Genomic DNA, 11,240 nt, shown 5'->3' with positions numbered 1-11,240 from the left:
GGTGCCCAGCATGGGTTCGCAGACGAAGCTCTCCCCCGCATCGAAGGTGCGGTAGCCGGGGGCGATGTCGGTGCCCGCGGGGTACTCTTCCGGCGAGAAGCGGGTGTGTGTCAGCCCGAGCGGGTCGATGAACCGCTCGCGAATCTCGTGTTCGATGGGATGCCCGACGAGCGTCTCGATTGCCCGCCCGACGAGCGACATTCCAAGATTGGAATACTGGTATTGCATGCCCGGCAGGGTGGTGAGCCTGATCCCAGCCGCGACGAGTGCGGCGATCTGCTCACGCTCCGCTCCCAGCTGTCGGTCACCCCATGCGTTGTCTTCGGGAAGCCCCGATCGGTTCGCGAGTAGCTCGGCGACCGTCACTGCCTGCGTTTGCGCCCCGTAGTGCAGCCGCACGTCGGGAAGGTATGCCCGAATGTCGGCCCCGAGGTCGAGCCGCCCCTCGTCACTGAGCGCGAGCGCGGTCGCTGCGAGGAAGCTCTTGGTCATCGACGCGATGCGAAACACCGTCTGCCTGGTGACTGGCTCGCCCCCGAGTCGCGAGCTGCCCTCACCGTGCCAGCCGGTGAGCCCGGTGGCGTCGAACGCCGCGACAACCATCGCGGGCGCTGGCGTGCCGACGCGCTTCGCGGCCGCGCCGGCGAGGAGCGTCGGGATCGACCCCGACTGTGCTCCGGATGGAGCCTGGGAAGGGGGTGAAACGGCGTCGCGCATTGGTGTCCTTGGTCGTCGTCGAGAGGAGTCACCCGACACCATAGCGCCCGCTCTGGGCAGGCTACCAATCCGCTATTTACGCTCAGTGGGTGCGCGAGCACACGAGTTTGCATGCAAGCGAATACAATTTCAGGGCAACGCGTTGTATCCAACGTACGTTCATCGCAGGCGGGCGCCCACAGACGCCCCACGCAGAACCCCCGAAAGGAACAGACCATGGGTAGCTTTATTGAGGACTTCTTTAAGGGAAGAGACACCGGCCTCGTCATCGACTGGACGCAGATGCCGACCTACAACACCGTCATGGCGGTCGCGGCCGGCGCTGGCCTCATCTTCATGTACATGCTCGGCCGCGCGCTCACCCGCGACAAGGATTTCCGGGCCGAGGGCTGGGCGCTCGCTGCTGGCGTGATGGGCTTCATCCTCACCGCGACCGGTCTGCACATGACGCTCGAGTGGCCGTTCGCCCTCTACTTCCCGTTCGACAATATTGTTTTCGGTGAGCCGAGCCTCGCGTTCGGCGCGCTGCTGCTCGCAGCCTCGCTCTACATGTGGAAGCGCGGCGACCAGATCGTTGCCGCAGAGGATCGCGCAGCCGAGGCCGCCGCAGTCGCTCGCCCCATGGGCATCTTCGTGCTCGGCATGGGTCTCGCACTGTTCGGGATCGCGCTCGCAGGCCTCGTCTTCCAGCTCTTCGCCGCTCCCGCTGAGGAGCCCATCTCGGGCATCGTCGCCGACTACCCGATGATCGAGGCGATCTTCATGTCGCTGCTGTTCGCGTTCGTCGGCCTGGGCGCTGCGCTCTTCCCGATCGCGCTTCGCGGCTTCTCCTCGAAGAAGCCGCTGTCTGGCGTCGCGAAGCTCGTCGGCGTGACCTGGCTCGTGACCGGCATCATCTTCCTGCTGTTCGGCGCGATGAACTTCTTCACCCACATCGGGCTCATCGTCAACACCATGCAGTAGTTGCCGACTGGCGTCACGGCTCGCGTGGCCGTGACGCCCGCGGATCCTCGCCCGGCCTCCCGGTCGCCCACGGGCACCGAGGGGCCGGGCTCTTCGCAGGTGCGGGCTATTCGCAGGTGCCGGCTATTCGCAGGTGCCCGGCGCCCGCTGCGCAGCATTCGACAGGAAGTCAGGCGCGAGCGAGACGCCCACGCGGGCACCGCCCGTCGTGACGGTGATGTCTTCGAGCGTGACGCCCGCGGGCAGCTTGTCACTCACGCACATCAGGCGCGTCGAGAGCAACGGATCGAGCAGCCCACCCGTCGCAGCCGCCAGCTGCTCCGAACTCAGGTCAAAGCCGACCGCAGAGAGCCCGGTGGGCTCGACACGCACCTGACCGTCTTCGACGGCGAGGTTCAGCGTCGCCTCGATGGGCACCTGGAAGCCGAGGGCATCGATCGTGCGGCCGACAACAAGGTCGCCGCCGCTCGTCTTCCCCGTGTCCGCGACTCCGCTCGTGAGCATCGAGATCACGGGCCCCAGCTTTTCCGCCGGCACAAAGATCGCAGCGCTCGGGTTCGTGAGATCCCCCGTCGTCACTGCGAACGGCACCTGATCGGCACGGAACGTCAGCGAGGCAATGACACCGTCCGCGATCGGGGCGTCCGGAATCTCAACCTCAATGTCGCCGACACCGCCCTGAATCGCGTGCAGCAGCGCTGACCCGCCCATCTCGACGTCGACCGGGTGGCTCTTCGGGAGGTCCAATTTGCTCCGGACCTGGCTCTCAACGACACCCGGAACGATGAGCCGCAGCCCCCACTCCGCAAGCCCCGCGAGCACGCCAACCGACACGACGAGCGCGATGACGACCTTCAGCCAGCGGGGCATAGCGTTACAGCCTCTCTGGCGCAGAAACGCCCAGCAGGTCGAGTCCGTTGCGCAGCACCTGGCCGGCGGCATCGTTCAGCCACAGGCGGGTGCGGTGCAGGTCGGTGACCGGCTCTTCACCGAGCGGGATCACCCGGCAGTTGTCGTACCAGCGATGGTAGGCGGCAGCGAACTCCTCAAGGAAGCGCGCGATGCGGTGCGGCTCGCGCAACTCGGCAGCACCCGCGACGATGCCCGGGTACTGCTGCAGCTTGCCAAGCAGATCCGTCTCAGTCTCATGCGTGAGCAGCTCGGGGGCGAAGGCCTCGCGAGTGATGCCCGCGGCCTCAGCGTTGCGATCCACCGCGCATGTGCGGGCGTGTGCGTACTGCACGTAGAACACCGGGTTGTCGTTGGTGCGGCTCCGGACCTTCTCGCCGTCGAGCGAGAGGGGCGAATCCGCCGGGTAGCGCGCGAGCCAGTAACGGAGCGCATCAGAGCCGAGCCACTCGAGCAGGTCGGTGAGCTCGATGATGTTGCCGGCACGCTTCGACAGCTTCGCACCGTCAAGGTTCACCATCTGGCCGATGAGCACCGTGATGTCGGTCTCAATGTTGTCGCCCGCTGCGCCCGCGATCGCGGTGAGGCGACCGATGTAGCCGTGGTGGTCTGCGCCAAGCAGGTAGATCTTCTCTGTGAAGCCACGGTCCATCTTCGACAGGTAATAGGCGGCGTCGGCCGCGAAGTACGTGTAGATGCCGTTGCCACGGGTGAAGACGCGATCCTTATCGTCACCGAAATCGGTCGTGCGCACCCAGATCGCGTCGTCCTCCTCGAACACGTGACCCTGCTCGCGGAGACGGTCGATCGAGAGCTCGATCTGGCTCGGCTCGCCGTTCTCGCCCTTCGCGTGCAGCGTGCGCTCCGAGAAGTAGACATCGAAGTGCACGTTGAAGCGCTCGAGCGATTCCTTGATCTCGGCAAGCTGCAGCTGGTATGCAAGCTCCTGCGTCTGCTCAAGTGCGGCGTCGCGATCCTCCGCAGCGAGCTCCGCGAGGTTCGGCAGCTGCTCGCGCACCTGCGCACCGAGCGTCTGGATGTACTCGCCCGGGTAGGCATCCTCGGGAGCTTCCTCACCGAGCGCGGCCGCAAGCACCGAGCGGCCGAACTTGTTCATCTGCGAGCCGGCATCGTTGATGTAGTACTCGTTCGTGACCTCTGCACCCGAGGCGCGCAGCACGCGGGCTGTCGAGTCGCCGAGCGCAGCCCAGCGGGTGTGTCCCATGTGCAGCGGGCCCGTCGGGTTCGCGCTCACGAATTCGAGGTTAATGCGCTGGCCGGCGAGCACGTCGCTGCGGCCGTAGTTCGCGCCCTGCTCGACGACGCGACGGGCGGTCTCGCCCGCGCTCGCGGCGTCGAGTGTGATGTTCATGAAACCGGGGCCCGCGATCTCTGCCTTCGCGACACCGTCGATCTTCTCGATCTCAGCGACGAGCTCTTCAGCGAGCGCGCGCGGGTTCGTGCCAATACGCTTCGCAAACTTCATCGCAACGTTCGACGCCCAGTCGCCGTGCTCTCGGTTCTTCGGTCGCTCCAGCTGCGTGTCCTGCTCGGTCACGGCAATGTCGGCTGCGTCTCCTCCGCGGGCGGCGAAGTTGGCAGCGAGAATCTGGGCAAGGGCCTGTGCAAGTTCTTGAGGCGTCACAAGCGACAAGTCTACCGTCAGGCGCTGGGTGACCGAACCGCCCGACGGCGCAACAGGGTTCCACGCGCGCTCGCGGGTGCGCTAGGCTTGGGGAGTTACATTTGCTCGCCTCCGTAGCTCAGGGGATAGAGCGCCGGTTTCCGGTACCGTAGGCCGCAGGTTCGAATCCTGCCGGGGGCACGTGTGATGCGGCTTCAGCGTTTGGCGCTGGAGCCGCTTTTGTTTGCTGAGGCGGTCGGCCTCGCGAGCTCGGCCCACTCACGGACCCAGGGGATCATTTCACAGTAGACGTTTCCCCAGATATCGGCTCGGGCTGAAGCGATCAGGACAACGACGATGGGCCACTATCCGGACCGTCCTGCGAAGCATCGCGGAGCGCGTTCTCGAGGTGTTCCATGTTGATCCGCGCATGGACTCGCCCAACTTCGTGCGCTCGAACAACGTCTCCCGCTTCGATTGCCGCGACGATCTCCTCGTGATCGATCAACGCGCGCTGCTCCATGTCACGACGCCCGCGCTCCGAACCCCACGGGTGTGCTGGTGCCGACAAATGAATCTGGGACTCAAGCGTGACCAACAAGCCCTGTAGCGCTGGACTGTGAGTGGCTCGCGCAATCGCGAGATGCAAGGCCTCATCAGCCTTCTGCGCAGCTCCGCCGGACTCGGCGCTTCGATAACTCTCAAGCCGCTCCTTGAGCTCCGCCAGATCGTCATCGGTTCTGCGTTCGGCAGCCGCCGCAGCGATTGCGCCGTGCATCCAGCTCTGCGCCTCGTGCTGGTCAATAAGTTTGTCCCAGGTAGCCGAGAGAACTCGTTCGATCGAAGCCCGGGCCTCAAGCGTGGCCGGTTCGACGACAAAGCTTCCACCGCCCCTACCCTGCTGTTTCCGCACAAGGCCGAGGCCGACCAAGCGTTCTATCGCGGACCGAACCGTCACGCGCCCTACTCCGAGCATCGCTGCGAGATCCCGTTCGGTCGGTAGCCGCGCCCCTGGAAGGTAGTCGCCAAGAGCGAGAGCCGTCACAAGCCTGTCCGCGATTTCGTCGGTAAGAGTTTGCCCCTGGACAAGTCCCAGCAGCGGGGCACTCCGCCCGCGCTCGGAGCCTTCCTCAGCATCAAATCTCATAGGTCAATTAAGACACAAATCAAAGGTCCCATGATAGAACCTTTTGTGGCATGATGGGGAAAGTTCATGTTCAAAGGAGCACCATTGAAGCAAGAGTCAACGATCGAGACTGGCCTCGCCCCGACGCAGCACGGTTCGCTGTGGTATCAGGTGACGCGACCGCCTTCCCCAGCCCCCGACGCAATACCGGTCGTACTCCTTCACGGAGGTCCGGGCTCGCCGAGCGACTACCTGGCTCCGCTGGACGCACTGTCGGACGAGCGATCGGTCATTCGGTACGACCAGATCGGTTGCGGACGCTCCGATGCGGCAACTGATGGCACTGCGTGGACTGTCGAGGCGCACGTCGATCATCTCGCGCGACTCCTGCGCGAGCTCGGAATTGAAAAAGCACACATCTACGGACATTCCTGGGGCGGTATGCTCGCCCTCGCATTCCATGAGGCGCATCCAGCCATCGCAGCATCACTGATCCTCGCGAGCCCCCTCGTGAGCGTGGACCAGTGGATCGCGGATGCAAACGAACTCGTTGCGCTCCTCCCAGAGGCAGACAGGGAGGCCATTGCTGCGGGGGCGAGCCATGAAGGCTACGCCGTCGCCGAAGCCGAGTTCTATCGCCGCCACTTCTGCCGCATCGAACCATGGCCTGCCCCTATCCTCGCGTCCAACTCAGGCCAAAACGCCGATGCTTACAACACGATGTGGGGGCCAAATGAGTTCACCCAGACTGGCAACCTCAAAGGCCATGACCGCTCAGGCTCCATAGCCGGCCTTCAGGTCCCGAACCTCTGGTTGACGGGAGCTGATGATGAGGCGCGCCCGGCAACGGTTCGACGGTTTGCGTCCATGAGCAAGCTCAGCACGGTCAACGTCTTCCCAGAAGGCACCCACAGCGTCCACCTAGAACAGCCAGATGCCTATCTCACAGCCCTCCGCGACTTTCTCCGCAACGTCTAAACCCCTCACCCAAAGGAACAACTGCAATGACGCACTCAACCCCTGAAAACTCCCAAGGGGCCGAAGCCTCGCTCGAGGATCTTGGCTATTCCCAGGAGCTTCGCCGCTCCATGTCGCTCCTAGATGTGGTCGTGTATGGCCTTATCTACATGGTGCCGATGGCCCCTCTCGCGGTATTCGGCATCATCTACAACTTCTCGGGCGGAATGCCTGCCTTGGTATACCTAGTCGCGGCATTCGCCATGGTGTTCTCCGCGCTCAGCTATAAGGAAATGGCGAAGCGGTTCCCGGTCGCCGGCAGTGTCTACTCATACGTCCGTCTCGGCATGAACCGCTTTATCGGTTTCATCGCAGGCTGGGCGATCTTGCTCGATTACCTGTTGCTCCCTGCGCTACTCTCAGTATTCGCGGCCGCCGCGATGGTCACGGTGGTACCCGGTGTTCCTGAGTTCGTCTGGATTATTATCTTCGTGCTCCTCGCTGCAGCTATCAACTTGCGCGGGATCACCCTCACCGCTGGCATGAACAAGATATTCCTCGCGATCCAGGTACTCGTCCTCGGAATCTTCGTCGTCGGCGCGGTTGTCGCTGTGTTCGAAGGCCGCGCAGAGTTCTCCCTGGCGCCAATTTTCCAGGCGCAGGAGTTTTCCTGGGCGATCGTGTTCGGCGCGATCCCGATCGCGGCACTGAGCTTCATCGGCTTCGACGCTATCTCAACGCTCAATGAAGAAGCCAAGGGCGGCGGTGCCACCGTCTCACGAGCAACCATGATCGTGCTCGTCGCAGTCACCGTAATCTTCGTCCTGCAGGTCTACCTCGCTGCGCTGTTTGTGCCCACGGGAACCGAATTTGCTGCAGGCGACGACACGAACAACGCGTTCTACAACATCGCCGGAGAGGTGGTCGGCCCTTGGTTCAAGGTTGTGATCACGCTCACTTCTGCACTCATCGCGATATTTGCGAACTCGATCGCTTCGCAGGCAACCTCAAGCCGCCTTGTATTCAGCATGGCCCGTGACGGTCAACTCCCGCGGATCTTCGCTCGCGTGAGCAACCGCCAGGTGCCCCGCAACGCAATGCTGCTGATCGCAGGTCTATCCCTCATCGTCGGCATCCTCGGTACCACCGAGCAGGAACTGCTGACGACCCTCGTGACTTTTGGAGCCCTCACCGCATACATCTTGCTCAACGTTGCAGTCATCGTGCATTTCGGAGTTATCTCACGGAGCCGAAATGTGTTCCTGCACTGGATCTCACCCATTATCGGAACCCTAGTCCTCGGCTACGCGCTCTGGAATGCCAGCACCAACGCGCAAATGATTGGCCTCGCTTGGCTCGCCATTGGCGCAGCAATCGCGAGCTACTGGCATTTCCGCGGTCGCAAGCGCGCGGCCTAGCCCGTTCGAGACGCGCACCAACGCGGAGTTCCGCGAAGCAGAAGCGCTGTCCGGCCCCAGGAGTCTGGGGTTGGGCAGCGCTTCTGTTTCGCGTTGAGAGCATGGCAACCTTTGCGCGAAGGGGCTTCGCTACGACCCGTTGGCCCGGAGGAGAGCACTCAGAGCAATCGAGTGCCGTCAGCCACGCGCTGGCCCTCGACTGTGAAGAGCCGGCTATCCCGGGCAACTAGAAAGGATGCACTTCGGGTTCTCTCACCGTGGGTTGGAATCTGACCTTGCGTTTGGGTGTGTGTCGTGAGGCTCGGTGTTCCGGGAGTAGATCCCGTGGTCTGTCGATGTGGATGCGGCCGGACGGCGCGGTCCATTCCAGTACTCCGCCCGCGAGCTGTCGCACGGTCCAGTCCGAGTTGCCTTTCAACGTGTGGTGGCTGCGGCAGAGATGTGCCAGGTTGTCGGTAGCTGTGTGCCCGCCGAGGGCTGCGTCGATGGTGTGGTCGATTTCGGATCGGTAGACCGGGGAGACGCAGCCGGGGAACCTGCAGTGGCCGTCGCGGGCGACGAGGAACCGTTCCTGTGACTTGTTCGGCCGGTATGTGTCTGTTCTGATGACAGTTCCTGTGTGGGTGCAGACGGTGACGAGGTCCCACTGCTGCCGGCCGGCGATGAGCGGCCGTACTGACTCGATATCGATCGGCCCGTACCCCTTGAGCTCGCATTTGACGTCGCCCGCTGGGGTGTTGCTGTCTCGGGTGATGGTGCCGCCGTGTGTGTTGAGGAGGGCGTCGACGCCTGCTGCGGTGAGGACGAGCTGCACCCGCCCCTGCAGTTCAGCGCCGGTGCTGTGTGCGGCTGCTTCGGCGGCGTCGAAGGGGTCGCGGCTGAGGAGCGCGTAGAACGCGTCGGCCCGCAGCTCGTCGAGCCCGCGCGTATCCGGGGCTTCGGCACCACTGCCAGTACCATCAGCATCGATGACTGTGGGTTCCGGCTGCTCAGCGCCAAGACCAAGCCCCTCTGGACGGGCTGGTGCCGGGATGAGGCCCCGCTTCACCGCCCGCCCGACACGGGTGAGATGGTCGTACAGCCCCAAAGCCTGCACCGCGGGCAGGTAGGCGCGCAGCTCTGCCATGCCCTCACCCAGCTGCACGACGGTCACCCGCCGCTTCTTCGCTTCCCGGGCCTGGCGTACTTCGATCGGTTCAACCGCCCAGCGTTCTGCGAGGCGTTTTGCGACTGGGCGTAGCCGGTTCGGGGTGAGCTCACGCGCATACACCAAGACCTCTTGCTCGTACGCGTGACGGCGCTGTTCTGCGAGCTCGTCCTGCTCGAGCGCGAGGGCGATCGCTGCCTGGTCAACGCCGGCCGCGGTGACGTTCGTGATGACCATTCCCGCATCAGTGATGATCTCCGCATGCCGCAGTGAGATCTCACCAGTGCGGACGAGTGCGTGAGTGTCGCGGTAAGTGTCGGTGAGGAACACGGCAAGCCCCAGCATGGATGCGACGCGCGGCTCGGACACCCCGAGCGCGAGCGCAGCCTCAGTGATGTAGGCCCGTGTGGCCATGTCGCCGCCAGTGACTGCCCCGTAACCGCGTGCGAGATGCTCGAGGCGGGTCGCTTCCGCGACGCGGATGTTGCGCGTCGCGTCTTCGAGGCCGGTGATGGCCTCGTCCCGGATCTGCGGCTTCGCTTTCATGACGGTAGTCAAACACGCACCACCGACATTCAAGCCCTCAAATGTGGCCCAAAACAGAATCTTTCGAAAAAGATTTTGAACCTCTTCACCAGTCATGATCGGCCTGTGAACCGGCAGAGATAGAGACTTGGAAAGCAGCACAGGGGTTCTTCGCGTCTGAGCCAGAAGTCGCTACCAGCGTCAGAGAGGGGCCGCAACGAGCCCGCCGCACCAACCTCGAATGGTGACAGTCACAAAAGCTCACGGTGTCTCAGGCAGGCTTTCACGAGATGGCGATGATCGCCAGTGCCCCGTGGAGTCCGGCAGCCATCCAGACGGCTACTTCTTGCAGCATCCCGCACTGTTCTGCCCTGTGCTGTCCCTCAGCGGGTGCACTGCCGAGGACGATGACGACGCGGCTGGCTGGGAGCACCGCTCTAAACGGAGAGACAGTTACCTTCACGGCGAGTGTTGCTTGGGGCGAGCCGGGCGACGAAGTCAAGTTCCTCTCGGGAACCGGGTCACTCAGCGTCGCCACGCTCAGTGCTAGGTTAGCGTCACTTTTAACCCCACGCCTCACAGCTGGCACGCAGCAGATTGTTGCCTCGTATCGGGGTGACGAGCAGCACCTCGCGTCGCAGTCCCAGCCCCCACGAGGTGACGGTCATCGCGGAGTCCGTCGCCCAGGAGGAGGAGGAGACACCGGTGGCACCTCGGATGGATCCCCGGCCGTCGATAACACCGCGCCACTCAGGCAAGCTGAAGAGCAGCCGCGGTGGGGAGCGGTGCCTACTAAGATCACAGCCACCGGCGCGAACCCGGGAGCAGGCATGGCTTGGTCACTCGCGCTCTTCGCGGGTGGACTCATCGTCTCAGCTATGAACGCACGCCGACACCTGAACCCTGTGCCACCCGCGAGACAGCAACTGGGCTGAGCGGCAACGGCCTGGTTTTCCGCGATCCAAGCCGCGAGACCAGCTCGCCGATGTATCAGCTCACCCCTCGGGGAACGCCGGCCGCATCTGAATGTAGGTGTCGGGCTCGGCCTGGAAGGCGTCGATCTGCGGCACCAGGCGCTTGAAGTGTTCGGTTTCGCAGTGCGCGTCGAGGGCTGCGCGATCGGGCCACTCCTCCACGAAGATGAAGTGGCCCGGCTGCTCCTCGTCGATGAACAGTTCATACGAGATGTTCAGCGGCTCCTGCCTGGTGAGCTCGACGAGCTCGCGGTAGAGCGGCAGCACCGTCTCGATGGCATCCGGGCGGATGAAGTCTTGCGCAATGACCTTCAGCATGATGCTCCCAGTATGCCCGGTTCCTCGCGGGCACCGCGGGGACCGGGGCCCGCGGGCCCCGGTGTCAGCGAGCGCAGCTACCGCGCCCCCTGCATCGCCACTGGGCGGTCAGCGAGCGCCCGGAGCGCGCCCTTCGTGACTTTCCCGGTCGCGGTGCGCGGCAGTTGCTCGACGAACACCACATAGTCGGGCACCTTGTAGCGCGCGAGCGATCCGCGGGCGAACTCGAGCAGCTCGGACTCGGTGACCGAGGCACCCGGGCGCACGAGCACATATGCTTTCGGGCGCTCGCCCCAGTGCTCGTGGGGGTAGCCGACCACGGCGATGTCCTGCACTGCGGCGTGGCCGGCGAGCGCGCTCTCGACCTCGACGCTCGAGATGTTTTCGCCGCCCGAGATGATGATGTCTTTCGCTCGGTCCTTAATCTCGATGTAGCCGTCCGGGTGCATGACGCCAAGGTCGCCGGAGTGGAACCACCCGCCTTCGAAGGCCGTCGCCGTCGCCTCGGGATCGTTGAAGTACCCGAGCATCACCGTGTTTCCGCGGAAGACGACCTCGCCGA

General features: G+C 64.0%; 11 protein-coding genes and 1 tRNA gene. 5 read left to right on the top strand and 7 right to left on the bottom strand.

Translation table 11 applies throughout. The annotated features are described in order from the left end of the window. Window positions 1–717, bottom strand: a 717-nt coding sequence (locus ACI1US_RS06505; RefSeq protein ID WP_461639157.1) for a serine hydrolase domain-containing protein, incomplete at its 3' end; no start/stop codon positions are given. A 216-nt stretch (window positions 718–933) separates the two neighbouring features. On the opposite strand from ACI1US_RS06505, the gene ACI1US_RS06500 reads away from it, so the two are divergent. Continuing rightward, entirely contained in the window at window positions 934–1,680 is a 747-nt protein-coding gene (locus ACI1US_RS06500) for a DUF981 family protein (protein ID WP_461639155.1), read from the top strand. Window positions 1,681–1,803: 123 nt separating this feature from the next. Here ACI1US_RS06500 and ACI1US_RS06495 read toward each other — a convergent pair whose 3' ends face one another. Both ACI1US_RS06495 and argS read right to left on the bottom strand, forming a co-directional pair. Further along, window positions 1,804–2,550 (bottom strand): LmeA family phospholipid-binding protein, encoded by a 747-nt coding sequence (locus ACI1US_RS06495; RefSeq protein ID WP_461639153.1) that lies wholly within the window; start codon window positions 2,548–2,550, stop codon window positions 1,804–1,806. A 4-nt stretch (window positions 2,551–2,554) separates the two neighbouring features. Then, entirely contained in the window at window positions 2,555–4,234 is a 1,680-nt protein-coding gene (gene argS, locus ACI1US_RS06490; RefSeq protein WP_416549833.1) for an arginine--tRNA ligase, read from the bottom strand. 107 nt (window positions 4,235–4,341) lie between these two features. Here argS and ACI1US_RS06485 point away from each other — a divergent pair. After that, a tRNA-Arg gene (locus tag ACI1US_RS06485) sits at window positions 4,342–4,414 on the top strand. A 142-nt stretch (window positions 4,415–4,556) separates the two neighbouring features. Here ACI1US_RS06485 and ACI1US_RS06480 read toward each other — a convergent pair. Continuing rightward, window positions 4,557–5,360 carry a FadR/GntR family transcriptional regulator gene (locus tag ACI1US_RS06480; RefSeq protein WP_461639150.1) on the bottom strand — a complete coding sequence of 268 codons (804 nt, stop codon included), beginning with the start codon at window positions 5,358–5,360 and terminating at the stop codon, window positions 4,557–4,559. An 84-nt stretch (window positions 5,361–5,444) separates the two neighbouring features. On the opposite strand from ACI1US_RS06480, the gene ACI1US_RS06475 reads away from it, so the two are divergent. After that, on the top strand, window positions 5,445–6,317 hold the full coding sequence (locus tag ACI1US_RS06475; protein ID WP_461639148.1) for a proline iminopeptidase-family hydrolase: 873 nt from the start codon (window positions 5,445–5,447) through the stop codon (window positions 6,315–6,317). A 26-nt stretch (window positions 6,318–6,343) separates the two neighbouring features. Next, window positions 6,344–7,714, top strand: a complete 1,371-nt coding sequence (locus ACI1US_RS06470) for an APC family permease (RefSeq protein WP_461639147.1) — start codon at window positions 6,344–6,346, stop codon at window positions 7,712–7,714. Between the two features lie 226 nt (window positions 7,715–7,940). Here the strand turns inward: ACI1US_RS06470 and ACI1US_RS06465 are convergent, their stop codons facing one another. Next, a complete protein-coding gene (locus ACI1US_RS06465; protein WP_461639145.1) occupies window positions 7,941–9,407 on the bottom strand; it encodes an HNH endonuclease signature motif containing protein in 1,467 nt (488 codons plus the stop codon). Window positions 9,408–9,676: 269 nt separating this feature from the next. Here ACI1US_RS06465 and ACI1US_RS06460 point away from each other — a divergent pair, with 269 nt between their 5' ends. Continuing rightward, complete coding sequence (locus ACI1US_RS06460) at window positions 9,677–10,321, top strand: Ig-like domain-containing protein (RefSeq protein ID WP_461639143.1); 645 nt, start codon at window positions 9,677–9,679, stop codon at window positions 10,319–10,321. 60 nt (window positions 10,322–10,381) lie between these two features. On the opposite strand, the gene ACI1US_RS06455 is transcribed toward ACI1US_RS06460, so the two are convergent. Beyond that, a complete protein-coding gene (locus ACI1US_RS06455; RefSeq protein WP_461639141.1) occupies window positions 10,382–10,678 on the bottom strand; it encodes a putative quinol monooxygenase in 297 nt (98 codons plus the stop codon). A 77-nt stretch (window positions 10,679–10,755) separates the two neighbouring features. Beyond that, window positions 10,756–11,240, bottom strand: a 485-nt coding sequence (locus ACI1US_RS06450; RefSeq protein ID WP_461639139.1) for an AMP-binding enzyme, incomplete at its 5' end; no start/stop codon positions are given.

It is taken from the genome of Leucobacter sp. BZR 635, assembly GCF_048061935.2.
Lineage (GTDB): Bacteria > Actinomycetota > Actinomycetes > Actinomycetales > Microbacteriaceae > Leucobacter.
Note: the sequence above shows the minus strand (reverse complement) of the source record. Positions and strands in the feature narration are given on the sequence as shown.

What these genes read in the sequence shown, in the direction of transcription:
- ACI1US_RS06500 (WP_461639155.1), top strand. Translation starts at nt 934, where the DNA reads ATGGGTAGCTTTATTGAGGACTTCTTTAAGGGAAGAGACACCGGCCTC.
- ACI1US_RS06495 (WP_461639153.1), bottom strand. Translation starts at nt 2,550, where the DNA reads ATGCCCCGCTGGCTGAAGGTCGTCATCGCGCTCGTCGTGTCGGTTGGC.
- ACI1US_RS06480 (WP_461639150.1), bottom strand. Translation starts at nt 5,360, where the DNA reads ATGAGATTTGATGCTGAGGAAGGCTCCGAGCGCGGGCGGAGTGCCCCG.
- ACI1US_RS06470 (WP_461639147.1), top strand. Translation starts at nt 6,344, where the DNA reads ATGACGCACTCAACCCCTGAAAACTCCCAAGGGGCCGAAGCCTCGCTC.
- ACI1US_RS06465 (WP_461639145.1), bottom strand. Translation starts at nt 9,407, where the DNA reads ATGAAAGCGAAGCCGCAGATCCGGGACGAGGCCATCACCGGCCTCGAA.
- ACI1US_RS06460 (WP_461639143.1), top strand. Translation starts at nt 9,677, where the DNA reads ATGGCGATGATCGCCAGTGCCCCGTGGAGTCCGGCAGCCATCCAGACG.
- ACI1US_RS06455 (WP_461639141.1), bottom strand. Translation starts at nt 10,678, where the DNA reads ATGCTGAAGGTCATTGCGCAAGACTTCATCCGCCCGGATGCCATCGAG.